Source organism: Mesorhizobium sp. M0174, assembly GCF_040322275.1.
GTDB lineage: Bacteria > Pseudomonadota > Alphaproteobacteria > Rhizobiales > Rhizobiaceae > Mesorhizobium.
In genome coordinates this window covers 98,223-123,159 of sequence record NZ_JAMYTB010000003.1, presented here as the reverse complement: position 1 = coordinate 123,159, position 24,937 = coordinate 98,223, and the positions used below count along the sequence as shown (strand labels likewise).

The 24,937-nt window shown below is 62.2% G+C and carries 25 protein-coding genes and 5 pseudogenes; 18 read left to right on the top strand and 12 right to left on the bottom strand.

Features of this window, described 5'->3' with window-relative positions:
• Nucleotides 1–21: 21 nt before the first annotated feature.
• Nucleotides 22–1,044 carry an acyltransferase family protein gene (locus NKJ13_RS07020; protein ID WP_352737170.1) on the top strand — a complete coding sequence of 341 codons (1,023 nt, stop codon included), beginning with the start codon at nucleotides 22–24 and terminating at the stop codon, nucleotides 1,042–1,044.
• A gap of 20 nt (nucleotides 1,045–1,064) precedes the next feature.
• Here NKJ13_RS07020 and NKJ13_RS07015 read toward each other — a convergent pair whose 3' ends face one another.
• Entirely contained in the window at nucleotides 1,065–1,562 is a 498-nt protein-coding gene (locus tag NKJ13_RS07015; RefSeq protein WP_352737169.1) for a GNAT family N-acetyltransferase, read from the bottom strand.
• A gap of 21 nt (nucleotides 1,563–1,583) precedes the next feature.
• Nucleotides 1,584–2,348, bottom strand: coding sequence for a copper homeostasis protein CutC (locus NKJ13_RS07010; RefSeq protein ID WP_352737168.1), 765 nt, complete (start codon nucleotides 2,346–2,348; stop codon nucleotides 1,584–1,586).
• A 224-nt stretch (nucleotides 2,349–2,572) separates the two neighbouring features.
• On the opposite strand from NKJ13_RS07010, the gene NKJ13_RS07005 reads away from it, so the two are divergent.
• Nucleotides 2,573–3,016, top strand: coding sequence for an SRPBCC family protein (locus NKJ13_RS07005; RefSeq protein ID WP_352477683.1), 444 nt, complete (start codon nucleotides 2,573–2,575; stop codon nucleotides 3,014–3,016).
• 72 nt (nucleotides 3,017–3,088) lie between these two features.
• Nucleotides 3,089–3,480 (top strand): annotated as a pseudogene (locus tag NKJ13_RS07000) (carboxymuconolactone decarboxylase family protein).
• Nucleotides 3,481–3,507: 27 nt separating this feature from the next.
• Here the strand turns inward: NKJ13_RS07000 and NKJ13_RS06995 are convergent.
• Nucleotides 3,508–4,410 (bottom strand): LysR family transcriptional regulator, encoded by a 903-nt coding sequence (locus tag NKJ13_RS06995; protein ID WP_352777463.1) that lies wholly within the window; start codon nucleotides 4,408–4,410, stop codon nucleotides 3,508–3,510.
• Nucleotides 4,411–4,538: 128 nt separating this feature from the next.
• Between NKJ13_RS06995 and NKJ13_RS06990 the strand changes: the two genes are divergently transcribed.
• Genes NKJ13_RS06990 through NKJ13_RS06980 form a run of 3 tightly spaced genes read left to right on the top strand, consistent with a single transcriptional unit; the run spans nucleotide 4,539 to nucleotide 6,634 of the window.
• The gene (locus NKJ13_RS06990; RefSeq protein ID WP_352777461.1) at nucleotides 4,539–5,042 is read left to right on the top strand and encodes a nuclear transport factor 2 family protein; all 504 of its coding nucleotides are present in this window, start codon (nucleotides 4,539–4,541) and stop codon (nucleotides 5,040–5,042) included.
• Between the two features lie 57 nt (nucleotides 5,043–5,099).
• Entirely contained in the window at nucleotides 5,100–6,083 is a 984-nt protein-coding gene (locus NKJ13_RS06985) for an alpha/beta hydrolase (protein WP_352777459.1), read from the top strand.
• A complete protein-coding gene (locus NKJ13_RS06980) occupies nucleotides 6,080–6,634 on the top strand; it encodes a nuclear transport factor 2 family protein (protein ID WP_352505815.1) in 555 nt (184 codons plus the stop codon). Before NKJ13_RS06985 ends, NKJ13_RS06980 begins: the two co-directional genes overlap by 4 nt.
• 237 nt (nucleotides 6,635–6,871) lie before the next feature.
• Here the strand turns inward: NKJ13_RS06980 and NKJ13_RS06975 are convergent, their stop codons facing one another.
• On the bottom strand, nucleotides 6,872–7,570 hold the full coding sequence (locus NKJ13_RS06975; protein WP_254818257.1) for a type 1 glutamine amidotransferase domain-containing protein: 699 nt from the start codon (nucleotides 7,568–7,570) through the stop codon (nucleotides 6,872–6,874).
• Nucleotides 7,571–7,738: 168 nt separating this feature from the next.
• Between NKJ13_RS06975 and NKJ13_RS06970 the strand changes: the two are divergent.
• The 3 genes and pseudogenes from NKJ13_RS06970 to NKJ13_RS06960 all read left to right on the top strand — a co-directional run bounded on the left by NKJ13_RS06970 (nucleotide 7,739) and on the right by NKJ13_RS06960 (nucleotide 9,720).
• Nucleotides 7,739–8,646 (top strand): annotated as a pseudogene (locus NKJ13_RS06970) (LysR family transcriptional regulator).
• A gap of 138 nt (nucleotides 8,647–8,784) precedes the next feature.
• On the top strand, nucleotides 8,785–9,126 hold the full coding sequence (locus NKJ13_RS06965; protein WP_352688217.1) for a nuclear transport factor 2 family protein: 342 nt from the start codon (nucleotides 8,785–8,787) through the stop codon (nucleotides 9,124–9,126).
• Between the two features lie 147 nt (nucleotides 9,127–9,273).
• Nucleotides 9,274–9,720, top strand: a complete 447-nt coding sequence (locus NKJ13_RS06960; protein ID WP_352505818.1) for a nuclear transport factor 2 family protein — start codon at nucleotides 9,274–9,276, stop codon at nucleotides 9,718–9,720.
• A gap of 55 nt (nucleotides 9,721–9,775) precedes the next feature.
• Here NKJ13_RS06960 and NKJ13_RS06955 read toward each other — a convergent pair whose 3' ends face one another.
• The gene (locus tag NKJ13_RS06955) at nucleotides 9,776–10,207 is read right to left on the bottom strand and encodes a cupin domain-containing protein (RefSeq protein WP_352688219.1); all 432 of its coding nucleotides are present in this window, start codon (nucleotides 10,205–10,207) and stop codon (nucleotides 9,776–9,778) included.
• Nucleotides 10,208–10,277: 70 nt separating this feature from the next.
• Complete coding sequence (locus NKJ13_RS06950) at nucleotides 10,278–11,108, bottom strand: helix-turn-helix transcriptional regulator (protein WP_352688221.1); 831 nt, start codon at nucleotides 11,106–11,108, stop codon at nucleotides 10,278–10,280.
• Nucleotides 11,109–11,199: 91 nt separating this feature from the next.
• Here NKJ13_RS06950 and NKJ13_RS06945 point away from each other — a divergent pair, with 91 nt between their 5' ends.
• A complete protein-coding gene (locus tag NKJ13_RS06945) occupies nucleotides 11,200–12,399 on the top strand; it encodes an amidohydrolase (RefSeq protein WP_352777457.1) in 1,200 nt (399 codons plus the stop codon).
• Here the strand turns inward: NKJ13_RS06945 and NKJ13_RS06940 are convergent.
• From NKJ13_RS06940 to NKJ13_RS06925, 4 genes are all read right to left on the bottom strand, one after another.
• Entirely contained in the window at nucleotides 12,377–14,599 is a 2,223-nt protein-coding gene (locus NKJ13_RS06940; RefSeq protein ID WP_352704567.1) for a xanthine dehydrogenase family protein molybdopterin-binding subunit, read from the bottom strand. The two genes, NKJ13_RS06945 and NKJ13_RS06940, sit on opposite strands and share 23 nt — an antisense overlap.
• Nucleotides 14,596–15,585 carry an FAD binding domain-containing protein gene (locus NKJ13_RS06935; protein WP_352737163.1) on the bottom strand — a complete coding sequence of 330 codons (990 nt, stop codon included), beginning with the start codon at nucleotides 15,583–15,585 and terminating at the stop codon, nucleotides 14,596–14,598. The genes NKJ13_RS06940 and NKJ13_RS06935 overlap by 4 nt, the downstream gene beginning before the upstream one ends.
• Nucleotides 15,582–16,067: a (2Fe-2S)-binding protein gene (locus NKJ13_RS06930; protein WP_352737162.1), complete on the bottom strand. Its 486-nt coding sequence runs from the start codon at nucleotides 16,065–16,067 to the stop codon at nucleotides 15,582–15,584. Before NKJ13_RS06930 ends, NKJ13_RS06935 begins: the two co-directional genes overlap by 4 nt.
• A 269-nt stretch (nucleotides 16,068–16,336) precedes the next feature.
• Nucleotides 16,337–17,224, bottom strand: coding sequence for a LysR family transcriptional regulator (locus NKJ13_RS06925; RefSeq protein WP_352646766.1), 888 nt, complete (start codon nucleotides 17,222–17,224; stop codon nucleotides 16,337–16,339).
• A gap of 104 nt (nucleotides 17,225–17,328) precedes the next feature.
• On the opposite strand from NKJ13_RS06925, the gene NKJ13_RS06920 reads away from it, so the two are divergent.
• The 5 genes and pseudogenes from NKJ13_RS06920 to NKJ13_RS06900 form a co-directional block, all read left to right on the top strand.
• Nucleotides 17,329–18,192 carry an SDR family oxidoreductase gene (locus NKJ13_RS06920; RefSeq protein WP_352737161.1) on the top strand — a complete coding sequence of 288 codons (864 nt, stop codon included), beginning with the start codon at nucleotides 17,329–17,331 and terminating at the stop codon, nucleotides 18,190–18,192.
• A gap of 35 nt (nucleotides 18,193–18,227) precedes the next feature.
• Nucleotides 18,228–18,332 (top strand): annotated as a pseudogene (locus NKJ13_RS06915) (AtaL-like protein); the annotation flags it as partial.
• 418 nt (nucleotides 18,333–18,750) lie between these two features.
• On the top strand, nucleotides 18,751–19,044 hold the full coding sequence (locus tag NKJ13_RS06910) for a DUF982 domain-containing protein (RefSeq protein ID WP_352704558.1): 294 nt from the start codon (nucleotides 18,751–18,753) through the stop codon (nucleotides 19,042–19,044).
• Between the two features lie 144 nt (nucleotides 19,045–19,188).
• Nucleotides 19,189–19,734, top strand: a complete 546-nt coding sequence (locus NKJ13_RS06905; protein ID WP_352737160.1) for a hypothetical protein — start codon at nucleotides 19,189–19,191, stop codon at nucleotides 19,732–19,734.
• Between the two features lie 189 nt (nucleotides 19,735–19,923).
• Nucleotides 19,924–20,103, top strand: a pseudogene (locus NKJ13_RS06900) (DUF982 domain-containing protein); the annotation flags it as partial.
• A 51-nt stretch (nucleotides 20,104–20,154) separates the two neighbouring features.
• On the opposite strand, the gene NKJ13_RS06895 reads toward NKJ13_RS06900, so the two are convergent.
• Entirely contained in the window at nucleotides 20,155–20,697 is a 543-nt protein-coding gene (locus tag NKJ13_RS06895) for a phosphatase PAP2 family protein (protein WP_352737159.1), read from the bottom strand.
• On the opposite strand from NKJ13_RS06895, the pseudogene NKJ13_RS06890 reads away from it, so the two are divergent.
• The 3 genes and pseudogenes from NKJ13_RS06890 to NKJ13_RS06880 form a co-directional block, all read left to right on the top strand.
• A pseudogene (locus NKJ13_RS06890) lies at nucleotides 20,677–20,994 on the top strand (DUF2127 domain-containing protein); the annotation flags it as partial. The gene NKJ13_RS06895 and the pseudogene NKJ13_RS06890 sit on opposite strands and share 21 nt — an antisense overlap.
• Nucleotides 20,995–21,082: 88 nt before the next feature.
• Nucleotides 21,083–21,214 carry a hypothetical protein gene (locus NKJ13_RS06885; protein ID WP_352777691.1) on the top strand — a complete coding sequence of 44 codons (132 nt, stop codon included), beginning with the start codon at nucleotides 21,083–21,085 and terminating at the stop codon, nucleotides 21,212–21,214.
• A gap of 529 nt (nucleotides 21,215–21,743) precedes the next feature.
• A complete protein-coding gene (locus NKJ13_RS06880) occupies nucleotides 21,744–23,351 on the top strand; it encodes an AAA family ATPase (RefSeq protein ID WP_352737157.1) in 1,608 nt (535 codons plus the stop codon).
• A 151-nt stretch (nucleotides 23,352–23,502) separates the two neighbouring features.
• Here NKJ13_RS06880 and NKJ13_RS06875 read toward each other — a convergent pair whose 3' ends face one another.
• Nucleotides 23,503–24,888 carry a tyrosine-type recombinase/integrase gene (locus NKJ13_RS06875; protein WP_352777455.1) on the bottom strand — a complete coding sequence of 462 codons (1,386 nt, stop codon included), beginning with the start codon at nucleotides 24,886–24,888 and terminating at the stop codon, nucleotides 23,503–23,505.
• Nucleotides 24,889–24,937: the final 49 nt, after the last annotated feature.

Sequence of the window (24,937 nt, the reverse complement as noted above, 5' to 3'; positions counted from 1 at the left end):
CCTTTCGCAGAGGGGACCGGCATGACGGACATCTCCGCGACGCGTCTTGTCGTGGCCAGGCCTGTCGCCGACACATCGTCAAGGGCGAGGCTTGCCTATCTCGACGGCTGGCGCGGCCTGTCGATCGCGCTGGTGCTGATCGGCCATTTCTTCCCCGTCCCCGGCATCAATCTCGGCGTCCTGGGCGTCGAATTCTTCTTCGTGCTCAGCGGCCGGCTGATGGCCGAGATCCTGTTCGTCGAATACTATCCGCTGAAGAAATTCTTCAAGCGCCGGTTCTCCCGCATCTATCCGGCACTGCTGGTTTTCGTCGTCGTCGCGATGATCGCCTTGTCCGGCACGTTCATCGCCTTCAAGTGGAAGGCGGCGCTGACGGCGCTGACGTTCACCTACAATTACGCCGGAGTTCTCGTTACCCGCGCCGGCGCGCTCGACCATATCTGGTCGCTCTGCGTCGAAGAGCATGCGTATATCATTCTGGCTCTGATCAGCGTCGTCGTCCGGGGACGGTCCCGCGTCATCATGCTGCTCGGCGCTTTGTCGCTGCTGGCCATGGCGAACGGCGCCATCTCCTACTGGGTGCTCGCAATAGGCTACGAGGGCACCTATTGGCGCACTGATGTGCACATCGCCTCGATCCTGCTGTCGGCGGTGTTATGCCTGCTCAAGGCCGACGACAGGCTGCCGGCGCTGCTCAAGGGGCCGCATGTTGCCCTGGCGGCCACAGTCGTGGCTGTGCTCCTTTTCATGGCTGCCGTGCCAACCCCCATTCACTATCTGGTCGCGGTGCCGCTGCTGGCGCTCGCTGTCAATTTGCTCGACTTCAGCAGCCGCTACCTGACCGGGTTTCTGTCGTCCCTGCCAATGACGATGCTGGGCCTATGGTCGTATTCGCTCTATCTTTGGCAGCAGCCCTTTTATCAATTCGTCGACATAAAAGGCAGTTCGCCGTGGTTGATGCTGGCGGCGGCGTTCGCTTGCGCGCTGTGCAGCTACTACATCATCGAAAAGCCGGCCCGCTCCTGGCTGAACCGCAATTGGTAGGGCGAACGGCGCCCGCCATTTTAGCCGGCGATCCGCCTTGCATAATACCGCACGGCTTTCCTGCCACCGTGGATTACCGCGTCGCCCACTTCCGCAAAGCCGAGTGCGGCATGGAAGGCGTCCGAAGCCGGATTGGGCGGCTCGGCATTGACTTCGCAGGTGACGATCGCCTGGCTGGCGCGTGACGCCTGCTCGAACAGATCCTCATACAGCCGGCGGGCATGGCCGCGCCCGCGCGCTGCGGCGGCGACCACGACGCGATCGACATAGACGAACCGCGGGTAACGATCGCGAAACCACAGGAAGTTCGGGCTATCGTAGCTGGCGTCCTGGTCGAAGGTCATGATGAAGGCTTCGAGCGAACCGATACGGCGCGCGTAAAACGCTTCGCCGAGCAGGAAGGAAAGGTGCTCGGGTTCGAGCCACGACAATTCCGCGGCATGCTCGTTGTTGAGCGCGAGGACGGCGGGCTCATCCTGCGGCGAGACCTGCTCGATCGGCAAATGCGTTTCAATCATGTTTTCTTCTGTCATCCGGCATCATAGCCGGGCGGCGGCGATGGTCGCCGCCACCATCGCCCCGTCGGTCACGGTGTTGCGGTATTCGCGGTCGAGATCGGTGCCGCCCATGCCGACCCTTGGGTTGCGGTAACGCATGGCACTCGGCACGTCCTTGAGCGCGGCGAAATGCATTTCGCTCAACCCGGTTTTCCTCCGCACCTTGCCGATGTTCTCTGGGTCAAGCCCGCCGCAGCCGAGGATGATGATGCGGTCGCCGGCCTGCCTGACAAGATCGGCGAGCAGGTCAGCGCCCTCGAGCGCCGTGTCGCGCTGGCCGCTGGTCAGCACGCGGCCGACCTTGCAGCGGATCAGTGTCTCCAGCGCCTCTGTCGGGTCGCGCGTCATGTCGAAGGCGCGGTGGCAGGTGACGTTCAATCGCCCCGCCGCCTGCACCAGTTCGCTCATGCGCTGTTCATCGATCGTGCCGTCGGCATTAAGGCAGCCGATAACGACACCGGCGACGCCGGTGTCGGCAAGCGCGCCGACATCGGCGAGCATCGAACGGTATTCGGCTTCGCTATAGAGAAAATCACCGCCGCGCGGCCGCACGATGACGTGGAACGGGATCGTCGCCAGCTCGAGCGCCGTGCGCACCGTGCCGAAGCTAGGCGTGACGCCGCCTTCGATCAGGCTGGCACAGAGCTCGACACGGTCGGCGCCGGCGGCTTGCGCGGCCAGCAGGCCGTCTATGCCTTCGACGCAGATCTCGATCAGCGGCAGGCGAGGGCGTTCGGTCTCGGGCATGGGGGATCCGTTCATGATTTCAGCTGGCCAGCGGTAGCATCGGGCATGGTGCGATGAAAGCCGCAACTGTTGGCTAAGTGCTTGCGATGGCGCCGGCCATTCCGCCGCTTGACACATTCATAACCTCAGAGTTATACGTAAACGATAGCTGGTGGGTTATTGGTTCTCGTGGAGAGCGCGTTGGTGAACAGACCAGCCAAACCGCAAACAACGGGTCCGAAGTTATGACTGGAGCAACTACAGTCGAAACCAAATCCATTGTCGTCGAGCGTCTCATACCGCACGCGGCTGAAAAGATATGGCGCGCACTGACCGTGCCGCATCTGGTTGCCGAATGGCTGATGAAGAACGACTTTGCGCCTGTGCAAGGCCATCGCTTCACCTTTCGCGCGACGCCGGTACCGGGCTGGTCGGGCGTGACGAACTGCGAGGTGCTGAAGATCGAGCCGCCGCGCCTACTCGCCTACAGCTGGGGCGACGGCACCGAATCCGACAGCGGTCTGAAGACCGTCGTGACATGGTCGTTGACGCCCGAAGGTACGGCGACCCGGGTGCGCATGGAGCATTCCGGGTTCCGGGCCGAGGACGAGCGCGGGTACATCGGAATGGGAAGCGGCTGGCCGCGCATTCTCGAGCGGCTTGAGCAGGTGACTGCCTCGCAAAGCTGAAGATCCCTGCGCTCGCCGCAACGCGGCGGCCGGCGAACTGACAGAGCCAAGGATGTCGAGACCCCGGATGTGATGCTCATTCCCCGGGCCCTGCAGGCGCTGTTCGCGCTGGACAAGTCGACGGAAACGGCCGATCTGTCCTATGTGACGCGCAAGCTCGTCCATTTGCGCGCCAGCCAGATCAACGGATGCAGCGTCTGTATCGATATGCATGCGCGCGAATTGAAGAAGGCCGGTGAAAAGGACGAGCGCGTCTTCACCGTGTCCGCCTGGCGGGAAACACCTTACTTCACCGACGCCGAGCGCGGCGCGCTGGCGCTGACCGAGGCGGCAACCCGGTTGGCTGACCGGCCGGATCCGGTGCCGAAAAGGCCCTTGCCGCCCTGGTCATCCAGATTGCCCTGATCAACGCATTCAACCGGCTCAACGCAACTACCAGGCAGATGGTCGGCGCCTGGGGCTAAACGGGGCCGGGTTCTCGAAAGGTCACATCAGATACGCAGCTTGTGAGCGTTCGCGCGCACGAAGTCGATGAAGGCCCGCAGCTTCGGCGGTACGAGGCGGCGGCTGGGATAATAGAGGTGGAGCGGCTCGTAAGCGGGACAGAAAGGCTCCAGCACCTTGACCAGCGCGCCTGAGGCAAGAAGCGGCGCGGCGACGCCCTCGACCGCGAAGGCGAGGCCAAGCCCTTGCGCGGCGGCGGTAATGCACAGCGGAAGCGTGTTCGCGACCAGACATGCGTCCGGCGTGAATGCGACTTCGCGTCCCTCCACGATGAATTCCCATGGCGAAATCGCGCGGGTGAGGGCGAATGCGATGCAGCGATGGGCGGCGAGGTCGGCCGGCCGCTTCGGCGTATCGTTGCGCGCCAGATAGTCCGGGCTGCCCACCACGACCATCTGCAGAGGCCCGCCCAGACGCGCGCCGATCATGTCTTTGTCGAGAAGCTCGCCGATGCGCAGACCGGCGTCGAAGCCCTCGGCGGCGATGTCTACGAAGCTGTCGTCGAAAATCAGACTAAGCCGCACTTCGGGATAAGCATCCATGAACGGCCGCATCAGTGGCTCGATCAGCAGCGGGGCGGCGATCCAGGGCAGGCTGAGGCGCAGCGTGCCGGCGGGACGGTCGCGAGCTTCGCGCAGTGCCGCACCAGCCGCCCGGATATCTTCGGCTGCCGGGCGCACGTGGTCGAGGTATTGGGCGCCAGCTTCGGTCAAGCCAACGCTGCGAGTCGTCCGATTGAGCAGCCGCACCCCCAGACGCTCCTCGAGCCCCTTGACCGCCTCGCTCAACGAGGCCGGAGCGACGCCGAGCTCGGCGGCGGCGCGGGTGAAGCTTTTGGCCTCCGCAACTTTTACGAAGGCGACGATGCCGCTGAGCTGGTCGAGGCGCATTGTAAGGATTTTCCAAATAGCCCTGTCGAATTCTACTGGTTTTTCCGGTGAACAAAAGGCGTCATGTTGAGTCCGACGAACGGGCCTCTGTGTTGGGAACGGCTCGAACAGGGAAGGAAACAGGACCGATGACCAGGCTTGCTTCGCTCGCCGCCACCGCTCTTCTGGCGGTGTCTGCCGCCCCGGCGAATGGCGGCCCGCTGGAAGACAGCAACATCCAACTCGTCAAGGACTACTACGCAGCTTATGCGACCGGGAATCCCGAGGCCGTCCGGCCCTTCCTCGCGCCCGACATCGTGTGGCGCATTCCCGGCCATCATCCGCTTGCCGGCGACAAGCACGGGCCGGACGAGGTGGTCGCCTTCTTCCGCGGCCTGGCCGACGGCAAATTCAAGGCCGAGCCGATTTTCTTCCAGGCGCAAGGCGACCTTGTCGTCGATGTCCATCGTGGCTGGTCGAATGTCGGCTCGGGTCCCGAGATCGACCAGCTCTACGCCCTGATGTTCCGCATCAAGGACGGCAAGATCGCCGAGGCACAGAATTTTTTGACCGACATGTACCAGTCGGACGCCTTCTTCTGGGCGCATTACCTGCTGAAGCCACTGCCCGGCCGACTTGCTGGCGAGCGCTGAGACGGCGGTCTTTTTCGCAACGCCGCGGTTCTCACTCCAAGCCAAAGGAGACTTGCAATGCTTAAAACCCTGACACTTGCTGCAGCAACCGCCGTGACGCTCGCCGCGTCCAATGCCGCCGCCGCACCGCGCGTCGAGCGCGTCACATTCTCCTCGCACGGTGAGCAGATCGTCGGCGAGCTCTATCTGCCGGAGGATCTGGACGCGGCAAAACCTCGGCCCGCGCTGGTCGTGACCGGCGCCTGGATGACGGTGAAGGAACAGATGCCGGCCCGCTACGCTCGCGAGATGGCGGATCGCGGGTTCGTCGCCCTGACCTTCGATTTTCGCGGTTGGGGCGAAAGCGGCGGCATACGCCGCCAGTACGAGGATCCTAAGGCCAAGATCGCCGACATAGAAGCGGCGGTCGCCTATCTCGCGACCCGGCCCGAGACCGATCAGGACCGCATCGGCGGCCTCGGCATTTGCGCCAGCTCCGGCTACATGGTCACTGCCGCCGCCGAAGATACCGCGATCAAGTCGGTCGCTCTCGTCGCGCCCTGGTTGCAGGATGCCGAAGTGGTCGAGCAGACCTATGGCGGCAAGGAAGGCGTCGCCAGGCTTGAGGCCGCGAGCGATGCGGCAGAGGCCGCGTATCGCCGCACCGGCAGACAGGCGTTGCTGCCGGCCGCCAGCTTGAGCGACGATCGCGCGATCATGTTCAAGGTGCCTTATTACACCGAACCCGATCGCGGCATGATCCCGGCCTGGCGTAACGAGGCCGATCCGGCCTTCTGGCGCGGCTGGCTGAGGTTCGACGCCATCCAGGCTGCCCCGCGCCTGCACCAGCCCTTTCTGATGGTGCATAGCGAGGCGGCTGCCATTCCGCAGGGTGCGCACAAGTTCTACGCGCGGCTGACCAGTTCCAGGCAGGAGCTGTGGCTCGACAACGTCACCCAATTCGATTTCTACGATCGCGCCGCGCCGGTGAAGGCGGCGAGCGACGCCGTCGCCGCGCACTTCCGCGCGACACTGGGCAGTGCGGGGGAGGCGGGACAATGAGCGTCGTCACCCGCCGGCATATCCTGGCCGCGGCGGTTTCCGCCGCGATGATTTCCGCCGTCTCGGCGTCCGTTTCGAGCGCCTCGGGAGCTGCGCTGATGGTTGAAGACAGGATGGCCATCGCCGAGGCAGTGGCGGGGATCGGGCTGTATGCCGATCTGCGTGATTGGAACCGGGTCAAATCCTATTTCGCGGCCCGCGTCACGACCGACTATACCAGCCTCTTCGGCGGCGCAGCCGCGACCAGCGGCCGAGACGCGCTGATCGCGCAGTGGCAAGGACTGCTTCCAGGCTTCGACGCCACCCAGCACCTCATCACCAACATCATTGTCGAAGGCGCAGGCAATGACGCGGTTGCGCGCAGCCATGTCCGCGCAACCCACTGGATCGGCGGGCGTTTCTGGACGGTCGGCGGCCGCTATCTCCACCGGCTGGTGCGGGGGCCGGAAGGCTGGCGCGTCAAGGCAATCTCCATCCGCCGCTTGTACGAAGAGGGGGATCGCGCCGTTCTGGCCGCTGCGGCCGACCGGGTAAAGGCGGAGGCCAAATGAGTGTTCGGGTTTGCGCATGCCCAGCCACGCGGCGAGGTTGCTCGGAGCATCGGCAACGTGAATATTGATCGAAAATGTCGGGGCAGGCTTGGCGCATGCGGCATTAGTGGCGCCACCGCGGACACGAGACATGACCCTTTCACTGCAAGACGTTTCGGATCGGCTTGAGACTGTAGCGGGTTCTGAAGTTGATCCGCCGACGCGAGCCGTCGGCAGATCACGGTTGTTCCAGACCGCTCAGGCGGTCTTGCTCTTCCTCTGGCTCAAAGCGCCTAGCAGCGCCTCAGCTGCCTCGCTCGATGATGCTGGGTTCTGACCCGTGATAAGCTGGCCATCGACGACTGTGTGGACGCCCCAGTCCTTGACCTTGGAGAAAACCGCGCCGAGGCTGATCAGCTCGTCCTCGACCAAGAACGGCACGACATTCGTGAGACCTACGGTCTCCTCCTCGCTATTGGTGAAGCCGGTGACGTAGCGTCCCTGCACAAACGGCGTGCCGTCGGGACTGGTCACGCGATGCAGAACGCCCGGTGCGTGGCAAACGAGGGCGATCGGCTTGCCGGCCGCGATGAAGGATCCGATCAGCTTGATCGAATTCGGATCTTCGGCCAAATCCCACAACGGGCCGTGGCCGCCGGGGTAGAAGACCGTGTCGAAGTCCTTCTGGTCGACACTGTCCAGGCGCACGGTTTCTGCGAGCTGCGCCTTGGCAACATCGTCAGCACTGAAGCGCCGTGTAAGGTCGGTCTGGAACATAGGCTCGTCGCTTTTCGGATCGAGAGGCGGCTGGCCGCCCTTCGGCGAGGCGAGGGTGATCTCGGCGCCAGCGTCCTTGAAGACGTAGTAGGGGGCTGCCAGTTCCTCGAGCCAGAAGCCGGTCTTCTTGCCGGTGTTACCGAGAGTGTCGTGGGAGGTGAGTACCATCAGGACTTTCATTGTCGGATCCTTTTCTCAGGTGATGCCGCGCCAATGAGGCGTCGTAGTTGGTTGATTTGGAGATCGATCGGCCGCGTCGGCCTGTCGATGCACGGATAATGGCACCTGCCCATGTATTTCAGAAATTTATTTCATTTATTTTATATATTCATGTCAGATTATATCTCGATGAGATACGATCTGAACCTGCTCCCGGTTTTCCTCGCCCTGATGGAAGAGCGGAGCGTGACACGGGCAGCAGCGCGACTGGGCATCACCCAGCCGGCGCTGTCCAATTCGTTGAACCGCCTGCGCGACACCCTCCGGGATCCGCTATTCATCCGGGAAAGGTATGGCATAAAGCCGACGCAATTGGCTGAGGAGATCGCTCCGACGATCGAAGCAGCGCTGGCGCAACTGGACGATCTCATTTGAACCAGCAGGAATTTCAGCCAGCAAAGGCCGAACGGCTGTTCACGCTTGCCCCCAACAGTTACGTGGAGCTTGTGTTGATGCCGGCCCTCGTCGCGAGGACGCGTGAGCTGGCGCCTGGTATCAAGCTCCGCATGACAGCATTTGGCAACGATCTCGCCGAGACCGGCGTCATTTCCGGTACCACGGCCATGGTGATTGGCCGGATCGTCGATCCGCCGGGCAATCTTGTCGTCCAGCATCTTATGGACGATGGGCTCGCCTGCGCGGTGCGCAAGGATCATCCCGACGTTCGAGACCATATTTCCCGAGAACAGTATGAAAGGCTCAAGCACGTGAACGTGCTCCCGCCGGGCCGGCTGCGGGCGGGCCTCTTCCAGGCATTGGAGCAACAAAACCTCAAGCGAGAGATTGCCCTTTCTGTCACGCACTTCCTGGCCGTGCCAGAGATGCTTGCCGTTACGGATTACTGCGCAACGCTGCCGAGACTGATCTGCCGCAGCCTTGAGAGGGATCCGCGCCTGAAGATACTACCGCCGCCCGTCGACCTCGGCACTTTTCCAGTGCAGATGGCTTGGCACATTCGCTACCGCCACGACCCAGCCCACAGGTGGTTGCGTTCGATGATCGGCGAATTGGCAAAAGAAATGGCGTCGGAGACCTAAGACGGCTTTCTTGTATCCGCGTTGATGTCCGCAAAGGCCAAACCGGGCCATTCATCGTGCCGTATGCCGAGCACCAGATCCGGACTTGCCCGAGCTACCAGCAAGCGGCAGCTAGGGTCGCACCATGCCGCCAACTAAGTGCTGTCCGTCACGACCGACTATACCAGCCTCTTCGGCGGCGAAGCCGCGACCAGCGGCCGCGACGCGCTGATCGCGCAGTGGCAGGGTCTGCTTCCGGGTTTCGACGCCACCCAGCACCTTATCAGCAACATCATTGTCGAAGGCGCAGGCAATGACGCGGTTGCACGCAGCCATGTCTGCGCAGCCCACTGGATCACGGGCGGTTCTGGACGGTCGGTGGCAGCTATCTCCACTAGCTGGTGCGGACGCCGGAAGGCTGGCGCGTCAAGGCAATTTCCATCCGCCGTTTGTACGAAGAGGGGGATCGCGCCGTTCTGGCCGCCGCTGCCGACCGGGTAAAGGCGGAGGCCAAATGAGTGTTCGGGTTTGCGCATGCCCAGTCGCGCGGCGAGGTTGCTCGGAGCATCGGCAACGTGAATATTGATCGAAATGTCGGGGCAGGCTTGGCGCATGCGGCATTAGTGCCGCCAACCGCGGAGACAGGACATGACCCTTTCATTGCAAGAGGTTTCGGATCGGCTCGAGATCGAACAGCTGCTTGTTCGCTATTGCTATGCTGTGGACGATCGCGACTGGGACGCCTATCGCAAAATATTCACACTCGATGCCGTGCTTGACGACACTGTAACAGGTGGAATCAGGAGCGGTGTGGATGAGCATGTCGCTTACATGAAAGGCGCCCTTTCGAAGATATTGATCTCGCAGCACGCCATTTCGACAATCCTTCTGGATCTCCGAGGGGATGAGGCCAGCGCGCGCGTGCATTGTTCATGCCCGATGGTGGTCGACCTCGGCGAAGGCAAAAGGCAGGTCTTCTTCCAGGGGCTCTGGTATCGCGACCGCGTCGTACGCACGTCCGAGGGCTGGCGCATAAGTGAACTTGTCGAGGAAGGCTATTGGAATCACAATTTGCCGGAGGGGTTCGCGTTCTGACGTCTGTTACGCGCTGCGCTGGATTCGCCACGGACGCCGTTTTCAGACGTGGTAGCTACTGGCGCAACACGGTGTTCTTGGTGCCTTCTTCGACCTGGTCGATGACCAGCAGCTTGACCGGATCGGCGCCGACATTGATCGCCTGATGCCATTGCCCGATCATCTCGATGATGAAATCACCTGTTTGATAGGTGTTGCTCTTGCCGGTCTCGACGTTGGTGACCTGAAGCGTGCCGGCCTCGACATAGGCATAGCGCGGAAACGGATGCTTGTGGACCGGCAAGGTCGCGCCCGGCGCGATCTGATAGGCCGAGACCAGGACCTGGACGTTCTTCTGGGGCAGCGTGATCGGCTGGCCGGACGCGGTCTCGGTGCGAGAGGCAAGCGGGGTCACGACAACCGGCGTCCCGCTGGCATCCAGCGCCTGGGCGCTGTTTGCAAACAGTGCAGCCGTGAGCAGCAGCGTCGGTGCCAAGATTTTTCGCATGATTCCCCCCGAACTGCGTCAGCATTGCGCAGCAAGCTTTGAGGCGCAAGCTTGTCTGTTCAGGAGCGCCTTATCCAGCTCTTCTGAACATGCCCGGCGTCATACCATGCATGGCCCGGAATGTACGGGAAAAATGGCTCTGGTCGGCGAAACCCGCCGTAATAGCGGCGTCGGCGAGGCCAAATCCCTGTTCGATCAGCGCGCTCGCCCGGCGCAATCGCCGGTCGCGGATATAGGCCGCCGGCGTCAGGCCAATTGCCTTGTTGAAGTCGCGGATGACCTGGAACCGGGTCACGCCAGCCGCGCCGGCAAGCCGCTTGAGGTCGAGCTGCGAGCCAAGCTCGCTTTCGACAAGATCGCGGTACAGCGAAAATCTTCGCTGCGATCCGCAGCTTTCAATCTCTTCGGCCGGTCCGCTCGAGTCGCCATGCCGAACGATCAGTTGTCTCAGCGCCACGAGCAGGGACGTCTCTGCCGTCATTGTGTCCGGGGATGTCGAGCCCTGGTGCGCTGCCGTCAATGCTGCGGCGAGACTGCTGTCTTCGATCGTCGCGCGCGAAAACGCCGGAGCGCCGTCGCGGCCGAGTTCGCGGGTAAGCGCGGTCATCATCGGCACCGAAGGATAAAATGTCCGGTAGGCCCAGCCTTCATCCGCCCCGCGTTCGCCGTCATGCCACTCTTCAGGATTGACGACGGCAATGGCGCCCGCCGGAGCGAGAACGCTTTGACGGCCGATGCGAATGCGCTCGCAGCCGGAGGTGATCAGGGCGATCACATAGGTCGGGTGCGTGTGCAGGTCGTAGCGGTGCTGGGTGAAGCGCGCCTTGAACAGGCCCAGGTCGGGGAAGCACGGATGGCGCCAGTATTTCCCGGTCTCTGCCGCTTCGATTGTCTTTGCCATGGTCAATCCGGTTCAAGACGCTTTTCGTCTGGCCTTCTATATGGCTGGCAGGACCAAACCGCGCCGCCTTGCCGGCGTGAAAGGAGGCATCATGCTGCATAATGACCCCATCGCCGCGCTGACACCAGAGGTCATAGGCTGGCGGCACCATATCCATGCCAATCCGGAGCTCGGATTCAATGAATACGAAACGGCGCGTTTCGTTGCAGAGAAGCTGCGCTCCTTCGGCGTCGACGAGGTGCATGAAGGGATCGGCGGCACCGGCGTCGTCGGTGTCCTGCGCAGCGGTGGCGGCGCACGCGCCATCGGCCTTCGCGCCGAGCTCGACGCGCTTCCGGTGCTGGAGAAAACCGGCTTGGCCTATGCCTCCAGGAAAGAAGGAGTAATGCACGCCTGCGGCCATGACGGCCACACCGCTATGCTGCTCGGCGCCGCCAAACTGCTCAGTCAATCGCGCACCTTCGACGGCACCGTCACTTTCATCTTTCAGCCGGCCGAGGAAAACGAGGGCGGCAGCATGCGCATGATCGAGGACGGCCTGTTCAAGCGCTTTCCGGTCGAGGCGGTCTATGCGGTCCACAACTGGCCGGGCGTCAGGCTGGGGACGATCGCTGCCCGCGCTGGTGCGCAAATGGCGGCCGTGGATAATTTCGAACTGATCTTCGAGGGTCTTGGCGCGCATGCCGCGATGCCGCAGCTCGGCGATGACCCGATCCTGGCCGCCGGCGCCTTTGTGCAAGCCGTCCAGCGCATCGTCAGCCGCTCGGTCGACCCGCAAAGCGCGCTTGTCGTCAGCCTCACGCAGATCCATGGCGGCAATGTCGGCAACATCGTGCCGGGCAAGGTCTGGCTGCAAGGCACCTGCCGCTTCTTCGAGCCCGGCCTTTCCGATCACTGCGAGATGCTGATCGGGGAGATCGCACAAGGCATTGCCGCCGCGTATTCGCTCAACGCCAGGCTCGACTACAGGAAGGGCCATCCGCCGCTGATCAACACGGCGGACGCGACGACCCGCGCCGTCGAGGCGGCGGCCTCCGTCGTCGGCCGGGAGAATGTCTTGACCGAGTTCAGCCCCAGTCTCGGCTGCGAGGATTTCGCTTTCATGATCCGCGACGCCGGCGGCTGTTATGCGTGGATCGGTGCCGGCGAGGTCGGCCCGGGCGAAGGCCTGCATGGCGACCGCTACGTCTTCAACGACGAGATCGTGCCGACGGTGATGCGCTATTACCTCAACCTCGTCGAGCAGACGCTTGCGCGGGCCGGTCCTTCTACAGCAGTTTTTCCGGCGTGATCGGCAACTCCCGGATCCGCTTGCCTGTGGCGTCGAAGACGGCATTGGCCACCGCAGCGGCAACGCCGGTGGCGCCGAGCTCGCCGATGCCCTTGCCGCCGATCGGGCTGGCATGCTCATCCACCTCGTCGACGAAGTGGATTATGATGTCGCCGGGAATGTCGGCATTGACCGGAATGGCGACCCCGGAAAGGTTCTTCGACAGGAACCGCCCAAGCACTGGTTCGTGCCTGCTCTGCTCCATCGCCGCCATGCCCCAGCCCCAGATGATGCCGCCCGTCATCTGGCTGCGGGCGGTGCGGGGATTGACGATGCGGCCGGCGCTGTAGCTGCCGACGGCGCGACGAAGCCTGAGCAGGCCGAGCCCCGGATCGACGCCGACCTCCATGAAAATCGCGCCGAAAGTGCGCATGGCGAGGCCTTTGCCATGCTGCGCCGGATCGAACGAGCCGGAGCCGATGATCTCGCCGATGTCGGTATGCCTCATAACGTCGGCGATCGTCTGACCGCCGGCAGCGCCTTTGCGCCGAATCTTGCCGTCCTGCATCTCCACCTCGTCCGGCAGCAGATTGGCAAGACGGGCAAGCTGCGAACGCGCATCTTCGGCGGCGGCAAGCACCGCCGCGCCCACCCCCATGGTCGATGACGAGCCATAGGTCGGTCCCGCCTCCGGCAGCTCTGTATCGCCCATTTCCAACTCGATCTTCTCCATCGGCAGGCCCAGCACATCGGCCGCGATCTGCGGAAAGATGGTGAGTGTTCCGGTCCCTATGTCCTGGGTGCCGGTGCGGATGAGCACTCTGCCGTCCCTGTGCAGCCTGACCTCGGCTGCAGGCGTCGGGTGGCGGAAACAGCCCATGGTACAGGTCGCCATGCCGTAGCCGATCAGCCAATCGCCATCGCGTTGCGGCTTGCGCGGGCGCTCGCGCCAGCCGAACAGGCGGGCGCCTTCCTCATAAGCCTCGCGCAGCTTCTTCGATGACCAGGGCTGGCCGGTGGCCGGATCCGTGTCCGCATGGTTGATCAGACGCAGGTCGAGCGGATCGATGCCGAGGCGGTGGGCGAGCTCGTCCATCGCGCTTTCGAGGGCCCAGGTACCCGGACCCTCGACCGGCGCGCGCAGCGCCGTCGGCATGGCGACGTTCGCGCGCTCGACACGCTGGCTGAGACGCATGGCCGGCGTGGCGTAGAGACCCTTCGAGGCTTCGGTGGCGAACTCGACGAAATCGTCGCTCACGGTGGTCAGGTTGACCACGTCCTGTTGCACGGCGGTCAGCTTGCCCGACCTGTCCGCAGCCAGCACGATCTTCTGTGCCATGCGCGGCTGGTAGCCGAGGCAGGAATAGGCATTGGCGCGGCTCAGCGCCAGCCTGACCGGGCGCTGCATGATGCGCGCCGCGGCGGCGGCCAGCACCTGATGCGGCCAGATCCAACCCTTGCCGCCGAAGCCGCCGCCGGTATGGCGGGAAATCACGCGGACCTTCCCGGCGGGGACATTCAAACGGGCGGCAAGCACCTGGCGGACACCATAGACGTGCTGCGTGGCGTCGTGCAGCGTCAGCTCTCCGTCGTTCCACTCAGCGAGCGTCGCCGAGGGCTCCATGGCGTTGTGGTGGCGCGACGGCTGCAGGTAGACGGCTTCGACCATGGCGGCTGCGTCGCTAAGCCCGCGGTCGACGTCGCCCTTGGTAAATGTCGGCTCCAGGAACAGGAAGCCGCTCTCCCTCGGCACGACCGCAGCCTTGTCGATGGCGGTCCACTTCGGCGGTGCCGGCAATTCCGGCTCGGCGAACTCGAAGCGCAATGCGACGTGGCGGGCACCGGCCTCCGCCGCCTCCAGCGTCTCGCCCAGCACAATGGCAAGCGGCTGACCCTCGTGACGTATCTCGTCGCCCTGCATGGGCATGAAGCTCTGCGCTGCCGGTGGGCCTTCGGCCTGCTGCATCTGCGTATCGGGCTCGGCCCTCGGCGATGCGAACCGGCCGAATTTGGGCATGTCCTCATGCGTGAGCACACGCACGACGCCCTTCTCGGCGAGCGCGTCGTCGACCATGATCGACGTCATGCGGCCGGCCGGAACGGGCGCGGTCACGAGTACCGCATAGAGCAGGTCGGGGGCGAAATAGTCGGCCGCATAGCGGGCGCGGCCGGTGACCTTGACGCCGCCGTCAGGGCGGGCAACAGGCTGGCTGATCATCATGACGACATCCTCGCTGCTCTTTCGATCGCCCGCAAAGCGGCGGTCTTGGCCAGTTCGATCTTGTAGGCGTTCTGCGACAAGGGACGCGCTTGGGCGAAGGATTGCTCGATAGCGGTGTTCAACGCCTCGCGATCGCCGATTTCGGCACCGGCGAGCTGCTCCTCGGCGGCGCTCAGCCGCCACGGCCGCAGCGCCACGGACCCCAGCGCCAGGGCGGCCCGACGGATAGTTTGGCCGTCCATCTCCAGCACAGCGGCGGCAGAGACGATGGCGTATTCGTAGGATTCGCGCTCGCGCACCTTGAGGTAAGCCGATCGCGGCGCCGGCGCCGGCAGCTCGATTGCCGTGATCAGTTCGCCTTGCTGCAACACATTGTCTGCCTCGGGCCGCGTGTCGGGAAGCAGGTGGAATTCCGCTGCCGGAATGCGCCGGCCGCCGCTGCGGTGCGCGGTGACGATGACCGCATCAAGTGCTGCCAGCGCCACGGCCGGGTCGGATGGCTGGGTGGCGACGCAATCCTCGGTCCAGCCGAATATCGCGTGATTGTCGTTGATGCCATGCAATGCCGAGCAGCCGGAGCCGAGCTGACGCTTGTTGCATGGCAACTGCTCTTCGGCACGGAAATAGGCACAGCGCGTCTTCTGCAGAAGATTGCCGCCTATCGTTGCCAGGTTTCTCAGCTGCGGCGATGCGGCGTTGAGGATCGCCTGGCTCAACACCGGATAGTCGCGCACGACCAACGCATGCTGCGCGACATCGTTGAGATGCGTCAGCGCGCCGATCGTCAAGCCGCCGCCGGGCAGTGTTTCGACCTGATCCAGCCCGTCGAGGCGGGAGATGTCGATGATCCGGGTCGGCTCGGCAATGCCAAGGCGCAGCCAGTTGAGCAATTCGGTGCCGCCGGCGAGAAAGGCGCTGTCCGGCGCGGCACCGGCTGCGATCGTGTCACCCAGGCTGTCGGCGCGTGCATAGACGAATGGGGTCATTGGCTCGCCCTCCCGGCCGCTGCGCGCACCGCCTCGACGATTTGCGGATAGGCCGAGCAGCGGCACAGATTCCCGCTCATCCATTCGCGGATCTCGGCATCGGAGCCGGTATGTCCCTCCTCGATCAGCGCCGCCGCTGACATCACCTGGCCGGGCGTGCAGAATCCGCACTGAAAACCATCATGATCGATGAACGCCTGCTGCACGGGATGAAGCGCATCGCCGTCTGCCAGCCCTTCGATCGTGGTAACCTCGCGTCCCTCGCAGGACACGGCAAGTATCATGCAGGCATTCACACGCCGCCCGTCGAGATGCACGGTGCAGGCGCCGCACTCGCCGAAATTGCATCCCTTTTTCGTTCCGGTCAGATGAAGCCGCTCGCGCAGCAGGTCGAGCAGCGTGACGCGGGTATCGAGATCGGAAAGGCTGTGATCCTCTCCGTTCACCCGCAACTTCAATAGGTGCCGATCGTGGAAGTTCATGTGGGGTACCTCGAAGCACATGCCGTACTCGCCGCAAGGACTCGTCCAGCAAGCAGCCACCCACCTGTCGAGGCGAAATAGGGCGGTCGATTCCGGGGAAAAGGCGCTGCCGGTCAGGGGAAGGCTAAAAAACGCGCATTCGAGATTTGCGGCGGAAAGGCCCTGAAGGCCGCCGCAAAAAGTGCACTGTCACCGTAATTCGGGTGTGAAGTAACGCTGAAAGATTTATGGAGTAACGCATCAGCTTGGTTAGCCAGTTTTCGTGGGAGTCATTTGCCGATATAGGCGGCCAGCTCGTCAGGTGTCCCCATGGGAAAGGCGCGTTTCAGATGGTCGAGGAATGCGGAGACGCGCGCGCTCAGCAGCCGCCGAGAGGGATAGAGTGTCCACAGGGCGATGTCGGGTCCCTCGACATCCCCCCAAAGTACCAGCGTTCCGTCCGCCAGATCATGGCTCACTAGCGACACGGGAAGGCGTCCCGCGCCGACGCCCGCTCGCACTGCATCCCGGACCATGATGAGCGACGACAACGCAAGGACGGGCTCGATCGCGATTGTTAACCGGCCAGTGGGCGTCTTCACCTCCCAAGCCCCGCGATCTGTCGAACGCATGACGGCCGGGGTCGCCAGGCCTTCGGCCGGCAGGGCGAGGTCAGGACTTGCCACGACCACCAGCCGATCACGCAGAAAGGCTCGCCCAACGAGGCTCTCATCCGGATCCGGATTGACCCGGATCACCAGGTCAAATCCCTCTTCGATCATGTCGACGACGCGGTCTTCGGTCGTGACCTCGAGCCTGACCTCCGGGTATTTCAGGGCGAAGCCGGCGGCGATCTTCCCCATGGCGGTCTGTGCGAACAGCAATGGGGCGCTGATCCGCAACCGGCCGCGCGGCCTTTCGCCGCCTGAGGCGATCGCCGCCGTCGTCTCTTCGAGCTCGGAAAGCAACCGGCCCGCGCGCTCGAAAAGCGCGCGTCCTTCTTCCGTCAGCTTTAACGCGCGCGCGCCACGCTCGAACAGCCGTAGATCCAGACTCGCCTCCAGCTCCGCCACGCGTCGGGACAAGGTGGCTTTCGGGCGCCCGGCAGCGCGGGCGGCCTTACCGAAGCCCCCGTGGCGGGCGACCAGATTGAAATCAGCAAGGGCAAGTAGATCCATGTGTTCCACCTGTGGGACGGCGTGTTCAGATATAATGCCTACCGACACAAACGTGGATCACTAATTTTCTGGGACGCCATCCGGCTCAACTCAGGAGTAATCCCATGACCATTCTCGTTACCGGCGCGACCGGCAATGTCGGCCGCAACGTAGTCGAACAGCTCGTGAAGCGTGGCGCCGATGTGCGCGCTTTGGTTCGCGATCCCTCGAAGGCCAATTTCCCCACTGGCGTAGATGTCGTGCAGGGCGACCTGCTCGATGTCGATTCCCTGCGCAAGGCGTTCTCCGGCGTCTCCACCCTTTTCCTGCTGAACGCGGTGGTGGCCGACGAATACACCCAGGCGCTGGTAGCGCTGGCCGTTGCCCGTGAGGCCGGCATCGAGCGGATCGTCTACCTGTCGGTGATCCACAGCGACATCTACGTCAATGTGCCGCATTTCGCGGGCAAGTTCGGCGTCGAGCGGATGATCGAGCAGATGGAGCTCAACGCCACCATCCTGCGGCCCGCCTACTTCATGGACAACGACATCACGATCAACGACGTGGTGATCGGCTACGGCATCTATCCGATGCCGATCGGAGCCAAGGGCATCGCCATGATCGACGCGCGGGACATCGGCGAGATCGCCGCGATCGAACTCATCCGCCGCGAGCAGGCCGCGGCGCCGCTGCCGTTCGACCGCATCAACCTGGTCGGCCCCGACACGCTGACCGGCGCGGATGTCGCGGCCATCTGGGCGGATGTCCTGGGACGCCATGTCGCGTATCCCGGCGACGACACCACCGGCTTCGAACAGAACCTGCGGCAGTTCATGCCGAGCTGGATGGCGCTCGACATGCGCCTGATGGCGGAGCGCTTCCTCACGGACGGCATGGTCCCCGACGCCGGCGATGTCGATCGGCTGACCGCGCTGCTGGGCCGACCGTTGCGCTCTTATCGCGACTATGCGGCCGCAATTGCCGGCTGAGCCCCATCACCGACGTTCTGTCCAGGAGACATATCATGATTTACTCGACCGCTACCGTTCCGGTGAATCCCCGAGGCGAGACCAAGCTGACCCGTGCGCAGATATGGCAGGGCCTGGAACTCAAGGCGCGCGACGCCCGGACGTGGCAGGCGAGGTGACTGTCGACATAGACACCGCGCCACGCCGGCAGGTCAAAGCTTTAACCCCGTCGATTCGTTTCCAGATCTACAGGAAGCGAGAATTGGAGAAGACGCCTAGAAGAACCTATACGGTCAACGTTAAGGTGAGCGGGGCGGTGTCCGTATCTTCGCCGGGGATGGTGACCAAAGATGTGGGAAACATGGGGGATAGGTCCGACCTACGGGTCCGCACCGAACGTGGTCGAAATTGACGCAGCCAAACGGAAGGTTATTGCCGAAGTTGTGCGGCGGTGGATCACTTCAGAGGTAATCCGCAATTACCTTCGCAACCTGCTAAATCTGCCCGTAGAACGGGAGCTGCCGGCTGAGCAAAAGCATTTGCTGCAGGAACGTGATCGGGCCGACAAAGAGTGACTGCATGGCGCTCCATTGGTTCTCCCCGCCGGTCCCTGTCAGCACCGAGGGTAGCGGTTCGACGCGGAAGGTTAGCAACGCTGAAGCAGCCGCTGAGGAACTCCTGAAGTGGACCAACCATGGCCTTCAGTGGAACCTCGCGGTGCACGTATGCCTCGCTGTGATTGCCGACGAGATGGAGCCTGAGGAGTGCCGCAAGGCATTCTTGGCGGCTGCCAAGGAAGAGGGGTTGGTGCTACGCTCGTCTGATAGGGCCGAATGTGCCAGTTACCCGAGCCCAGTTCCCAAACATTCCTGATCCCTAATGCAACCATTCCCTCATCTCCGAGTTGCGCGACAGGCGGGGAAGCTCGGCCGACATGACAAAGCGCGACAAAGCCGGACACAAGTCCCTTCCAGAAGCCGTTCGGCACCGCCGTTCGGCACCAAGGAAGGGGATGTGATGCGTGCATATTGGTTGATGTGCATTGCCGCGCTTGCTCTCAATGCCGCGCCGGCGGCAGGGGAACCTTCGGTCGAGCGAGGACTCTACATCTCCATCATCGGCGGCTGCCACGATTGCCACACCGAAGGATATAGCGAAAGTGGCGGCAAGATCGATCCGGCCAAGGCTTTCAAGGGAAATGCACTCGGCTTTCAGGGACCGTGGGGAACCAGCTATGCGGCAAACCTACGGCTGACGGCCGCCGACCTCACAGCCGACGGCTTCGTTTCATATCTTCGAGGCCTTGAGACTTATCCACCGATGCCGCGGTATAATGTACGGGCTATGAGCGATGAGGACAAGAAGTCGCTCTATCTCTATATCCGCACGCTCGGTGACCCAGGCGAGCGAGCGCCGGCTTTCGTGCCGCCTGGCGAGAAGGTCCATACGCCTTATATCGTCCTCGCCCCGCCCTTGTCGCCGCCCGCCTGCACACGCGATTTCGATTGCGGTGTAGGAGAAGTCTGCGATCCCGGCGGCTCCGGGCAGTGCATGAAGAGATAACGCTCAGACCACCTGGCCGCCATCGCGCACTGGCGTTCGCTGGCGACCAGCTCTACTTCGCCATCCAGGTCCGGGGAGCAGAGCGTCAACTTCCGACATGAACTTACCGATCTAGCATTGCAGGAAACTGACCATTGCTGACACCGGCCGGCCTTTCTCAAGACCCAACGACCTGGGGTCACCTACGGCTGCAACAATGTCGAGGGTGCCGCCGAGGAACTCATGAAGTGGACCAAGATGGGACCTAAGTGGCGGAAGGCTGTGCAAGTGTGCATCGAGGCCGTCGGGGACCGGGCTACCCCGGAGGAAGCCCGTAAGGCCTTCGAGGCTGCTGCCAAGGAGGAAGGGGTGTTACGGCAATCTGGCTAGCCCTGTTACCGCTCACCTTGCCACTATCGATGCGTCTCGAGCCGCATCAATCTAAAGAATTTTGGTCACCAGATTGTCCAGCCGGGAGTTCTTGCGGTAAGTCAATCGCACCACACCGGCACCTAAGACGCCAGTGATGGCACCGCCGAGAACGTCGGTAAGGTAGTGAGTGCCGATGTAAATTCTCGACCAGCAAATCAGAAATGCCATGATGAAGAGCGCAATCGTCCGGCGCGGGAGGCCTTGCATCGCAAAGGCCGCAACAATCGCAATGGCGGCTGTCGCGTGATCGGACGGGAATGACCAGTCGGCGCTGGGCGCAATCAACAAGTGGGTCACACCGGCATCGTAGGGCCGCATCCGATGCACGAACAGAAGAATGAACTGGTTGATCGCAAGGCCGAGCAGGAACGCCAGACCGGCCGACAAGGCCGCGTGACGGACATGGTAGCGGTCGACCTTCGCCCACCATTGTAGGGCCACGGCCAGCACCATCAGCGGAACGCCGATCTGTGAGACGCCAATCATTGCTCTATCTAGGAAAGGGCTGAGCCCGGCTGCCGCGTTGATCCAGTGAGTGAGAGCTGCATCCATTGTTTGGTTCCGTTATTGACCGCGAGGTGGGTTGTGAAGGCTTTTGATGAACGCCGCATCCATCAGATTTTTGAAGTCAGCGTCTGGCTCAAGGGTGCGCACGCCCTGATCGAATGCCTTGGCGGTGTCCTGCTTTATCTCGTCACCACAGACACCATTGCCTCGTGGGTCAATGCCTTCACCCAAGAGGAATTGATCGAAGATCCGAATGATTTCATAGCTGGCTATCTGTCGCAGATGGCAGGCCATTTTTCCGTCGCCAGCAAGGAGTTCTACGCCTTCTACCTGCTCAGCCACGGCCTGATAAAGCTGCTATTGGTCGTCGGCCTTTTGCGAGGCAAGCTCTGGTCGTACCCGAGCCTCCCTCGTCGCGCTGGGCGCATTCATGGTCTACCAAGTCTACCGCTATTCCTATACCCACTCTCCGGGCCTGCTCGTACTGACCGTCTTCGATGCGGTCGTCATGGTGCTGATCTGGCACGAGTGGAGGATCGTGCGACAGCACAGGCCCGCGTGACGTGTCAGCCGCGCCTCCGGTCAAGCCACTGCACGGCAGACCAACACAGAATGGCCCAAGCAGAGCGCGCGTCAGTTTGTTCCTGAAGGCGCCCGTTGCGAACGATCATTTGTGCTGGTCCGCTGCGGGCTCTTTAACGTCAAGCGTTGGTGGCCGGGTGGGCTAAAGGAAATCTTTGGGGACATTGAGGCTGAGTTGGTCGGGACCAAAATGAGCTGCGAACGATGCGGCAAGACGACTTCATGCAGCCGAGACATACAACCCAATGGCGCGAGCGGCAGGGCATTCGGATTAGGCGGCTTGCCCAGATAAAGGTTGTTCGGCGGGTCCTTTGGAGGGATGAGGATTGAAAAAGACGCTATTGACCTGAGGCAATCAAGGCTCATCGATTGCACGCGATAACCGGCCCATGCTAACTGATGACAGTCGCCTTACTTCCCACTTCGACCCCAATACGTTCGGCTCAGGGCGACACATTTGGCAGCCCTCGCGCTTGCCAGTGGTGCAACAATCAAAAGATTGATGGTCTATGCCCTTTGAGTTCACGACCCGAAGCCCTGGCGGTCCGATCCCTTTCATCATACTGCCCGGCACTTCCCTGATCTTTGTTGGATCAAACGGCGGAGGCAAGACGCGCCTCGCCGTCGAAATAGAGAACCAACTTCGGCTGCGCGCGCACCGTATTTCCGCCCATAGGGCACTCTCGCTGAAGCCCACGGTCGCCAAAATCAACGAGGAGGTAGCGTTGCTGGGGCTTCGGACCGGCCATACTGGCATAGGTGCGAGCTTTGATCACCGTGTAGGAAGTCGCTGGCATGGGGACATGGCAACTGGGCTCCTCAATGACTTCGACGTCCTGCTTCAAGCCCTTTTTGCCGATCAGATGAATAAGACGCTGCGGACCCACCAAAAGGCCAGAGCCGGTGACACATCTCCGGCCGAGATGACGAAGTTCGAGCTTCTTGCCGACATTTGGCAGCGGCTTCTTCCTAACCGCAGGCTCGTGATCTCCGGTGATGACATTCGGGTTCAGGTCGCGGGATCGGATACCGAATACAACGCTAAGGATATGAGCGATGGCGAGCGCTCAGTGTTCTACATGATTGGCCAAGTTCTCGCCGCCGACCCGGACATACTTCTGATCTTTGACGAGCCGGAGCTTCATGTTCATAGATCCATCATGGCCAAACTATGGGACGAGCTTGAGGCGGCACGGCCGGATTGCGCTTTCATTTTCATCACGCATGACCTCGAGTTTGCCGCGTCCCGCATTGCCGGAAAATTCCTAATCCGCGACTATGACCCTAAGGCCGGTTGGATAATCGAACCGGTTCCAGAGGATACTGGTTTTGATGAAGAGATTGCGACGCTTATCCTCGGCAGCCGACGTGCAATTCTGTTTGTCGAAGGCAGCAAAACCAGTCTCGACACAGCTGTTTTTCGCTGTTGCTATCCGGAATGGACTGTCATTCCGCGCGGTTCTTGCGAAGAAGTAATTCATTCCGTCGTCACAATGAGGGCCAATGCCCATCTTACGCGGGTGACCTGTTCGGGGATCGTCGATGCCGACGACTATTCTGCGGAAGAGGTTGCCAATTTGGGTAAGCTCGGCGTCGCCGTATTGCCGGTTTCGGAGATAGAGAACCTCTTCCTGCTGCCTGACGTGGGACGCGCAATCGCGCAGCACGAGGGCTATCGTGGGGCAGACCTCAACGACCGGCTTGATACATTTCGGCAAGCTGTCATCGCCGACGTAACCCCCGCATCGGCGGCAAGCGCTGTCGCGCGGTACTGCCGCAGGCGAATTGACCGCACATTGAAGAAGATTGATCTCAGCGGCGCAAGCACGGTTGCGGACATTGCCACCGAATATGCTGTTAAGACATCTGCATTGGATGTGGCTGCAATCGGAGCGGCGGCGTCTGCCCGAATCAACGCCGCTGCCGCAGATCAGGACTTAGCCGAGCTGGCCAAGCACTATGACAACAAGGGATTGATGGCCCTTGTAGCGAGACATCTCAAGAACACACCATTGGGTGAGTTCGAAATGTGGCTAACACGCGCTCTGCGCAACAACCTCGTTCCCGAACTCACGCGAGCCCTACGCCGAGTTCTTCCAGAAATTCGTGCTCGATGAATAGGTGACGTGGGAAGCTGTCTCATCTTTGAGGACGAGCCGATAGTCGCCTGCCAAACGATGAGATGGCAAACAGGTGACACAAAAAAGTGCCAGGCAGGAGCGCTTCTTTGCTTCGAGCAACAAGTTGGCCCCGTCCGGCGTTACTACGTCAGGCCATTGCCTTCCCAAGCGCCCGTCTGGCGACCTCAAGCCGCGCCTCGTCGCCCCCATAGTCCTCCCCAACGCTGCCCGAGGAGTGCCCAAGGACTATGTCTTGGTCTGACTTGGTGACGCCGGCCAGTCGCAGCCGGTCTTTCATCAGGTGGCGAAGGGAATGGGTGGTGGCCTTAGGGTCAGACACGCAGGCGCGGACATGCTTGCCGAGGGCAGCGGAGGCTGACGCGGGACCACGGGGTCGACCATAGGCAGGGAACAGCATTGTGGCTTTGCCGGCGGCTTTGACGGCTTCCTTTGCGGCCTCAAGAGCGTCGCCTATCAGAGGGACGTTGCGACGTGACACTTTATTCTTGATCCGGCGGTCGTCATGCCACTCGACCGTGATGTGCGGAATGGCGTGGTCAAGGCACACGTCCGCGACACGAAGGCCTGAGACCTCAGCGAGGCGGCACCCGGTTCCATTTAGAATTGTCCAAATGTGTCGAAGGTCCGTCTTGGCATGGTAGGCAATGCGGGCGGTTATGGCTGCAACCTCGTCCAGGGTGAATGGCCGACGCTTGTCCTTGTCGGGCTCTGCCCTGTCCTTCGGCGCAGCCTCCAAGTTCATAAAGGGGTTGGTGGCGCCGGCTAAGTCAAATTCCCTTATGGCGTGGTTGATGACCGCACGGACCACGTTCAAGTAGCGGTCTACAGAAGACGCTTTGCGCCCATCGAGCATGTGATCGCGAACTTCCTTGGCGTCCTCGCGCTTGACGCTTGCCAGCTTGCGGTCCTTGCCAAGTGCCTCCACGACGAGCTTGAAGACCCGCTCAAGCTCCATCTGCTTCGTCTCGTCGTCCCCAACGCGTTCCTTAAGATAGAGCCTCTTGGCATCCTCAAGGGTCGGGGCTGGCGTACCCGAAGGGTTCAGCATCAGCCCGCGCGCCAATGCGGTGTCTGCCTCGGTCGGGAGGAAATCGGGGAGGGGGAGGTCGTCGTCGTCGTACTCGACACTGTCGAAATCTGGAACGTACTTGCCGGCAATCTTCTCGACAGCCTTCAATCTGGCCTGCCAGTCCGTGTCATGCTCGATCTCGTCGGCAAACGGGAAGTCGCGGTCTTGGCGGAAGCCCATCTTGCGGGCAGCAGCTATACCGTCGCGGAAATGACCCCACTCTGTCGGGGCCGGTCCTCTGGCGCGCTTGACCGCATCGGCTAAGAGTTTCTCGGCGTCGGCGTGAACCTTCGGATACTTCTTAAGGGCTTCTTGTTCGGTGGCGCCAAGCGGCACGAGGTGTTCCCGTTTGCCGAGAATGGCCCGAAGTTCCTCAGGAATTTTGCGCCTGTAGCGCCAGCCTGCCTTGCCACGTTTCTGTATGTGCTTCACATCAATCTTCATGCTCAGGGTACCCCGCAGTGTATCGCGCGGTGTATCTCTGGGGAAGCGG

Coding starts and splice junctions, on each gene's coding strand:
- NKJ13_RS07020 (WP_352737170.1), top strand. CDS start 22: ATGACGGACATCTCCGCGACGCGTCTTGTCGTGGCCAGGCCTGTCGCC.
- NKJ13_RS07015 (WP_352737169.1), bottom strand. CDS start 1,562: ATGATTGAAACGCATTTGCCGATCGAGCAGGTCTCGCCGCAGGATGAG.
- NKJ13_RS07010 (WP_352737168.1), bottom strand. CDS start 2,348: ATGCCCGAGACCGAACGCCCTCGCCTGCCGCTGATCGAGATCTGCGTC.
- NKJ13_RS07005 (WP_352477683.1), top strand. CDS start 2,573: ATGACTGGAGCAACTACAGTCGAAACCAAATCCATTGTCGTCGAGCGT.
- NKJ13_RS06995 (WP_352777463.1), bottom strand. CDS start 4,410: ATGCGCCTCGACCAGCTCAGCGGCATCGTCGCCTTCGTAAAAGTTGCG.
- NKJ13_RS06990 (WP_352777461.1), top strand. CDS start 4,539: ATGACCAGGCTTGCTTCGCTCGCCGCCACCGCTCTTCTGGCGGTGTCT.
- NKJ13_RS06985 (WP_352777459.1), top strand. CDS start 5,100: ATGCTTAAAACCCTGACACTTGCTGCAGCAACCGCCGTGACGCTCGCC.
- NKJ13_RS06980 (WP_352505815.1), top strand. CDS start 6,080: ATGAGCGTCGTCACCCGCCGGCATATCCTGGCCGCGGCGGTTTCCGCC.
- NKJ13_RS06975 (WP_254818257.1), bottom strand. CDS start 7,570: ATGAAAGTCCTGATGGTACTCACCTCCCACGACACTCTCGGTAACACC.
- NKJ13_RS06960 (WP_352505818.1), top strand. CDS start 9,274: ATGACCCTTTCATTGCAAGAGGTTTCGGATCGGCTCGAGATCGAACAG.
- NKJ13_RS06955 (WP_352688219.1), bottom strand. CDS start 10,207: ATGCGAAAAATCTTGGCACCGACGCTGCTGCTCACGGCTGCACTGTTT.
- NKJ13_RS06950 (WP_352688221.1), bottom strand. CDS start 11,108: ATGGCAAAGACAATCGAAGCGGCAGAGACCGGGAAATACTGGCGCCAT.
- NKJ13_RS06945 (WP_352777457.1), top strand. CDS start 11,200: ATGCTGCATAATGACCCCATCGCCGCGCTGACACCAGAGGTCATAGGC.
- NKJ13_RS06940 (WP_352704567.1), bottom strand. CDS start 14,599: ATGATGATCAGCCAGCCTGTTGCCCGCCCTGACGGCGGCGTCAAGGTC.
- NKJ13_RS06935 (WP_352737163.1), bottom strand. CDS start 15,585: ATGACCCCATTCGTCTATGCACGCGCCGACAGCCTGGGTGACACGATC.
- NKJ13_RS06930 (WP_352737162.1), bottom strand. CDS start 16,067: ATGAACTTCCACGATCGGCACCTATTGAAGTTGCGGGTGAACGGAGAG.
- NKJ13_RS06925 (WP_352646766.1), bottom strand. CDS start 17,224: ATGGATCTACTTGCCCTTGCTGATTTCAATCTGGTCGCCCGCCACGGG.
- NKJ13_RS06920 (WP_352737161.1), top strand. CDS start 17,329: ATGACCATTCTCGTTACCGGCGCGACCGGCAATGTCGGCCGCAACGTA.
- NKJ13_RS06910 (WP_352704558.1), top strand. CDS start 18,751: ATGGCGCTCCATTGGTTCTCCCCGCCGGTCCCTGTCAGCACCGAGGGT.
- NKJ13_RS06905 (WP_352737160.1), top strand. CDS start 19,189: ATGCGTGCATATTGGTTGATGTGCATTGCCGCGCTTGCTCTCAATGCC.
- NKJ13_RS06895 (WP_352737159.1), bottom strand. CDS start 20,697: ATGGATGCAGCTCTCACTCACTGGATCAACGCGGCAGCCGGGCTCAGC.
- NKJ13_RS06885 (WP_352777691.1), top strand. CDS start 21,083: ATGGTCTACCAAGTCTACCGCTATTCCTATACCCACTCTCCGGGCCTG.
- NKJ13_RS06880 (WP_352737157.1), top strand. CDS start 21,744: ATGCCCTTTGAGTTCACGACCCGAAGCCCTGGCGGTCCGATCCCTTTC.
- NKJ13_RS06875 (WP_352777455.1), bottom strand. CDS start 24,888: ATGAAGATTGATGTGAAGCACATACAGAAACGTGGCAAGGCAGGCTGG.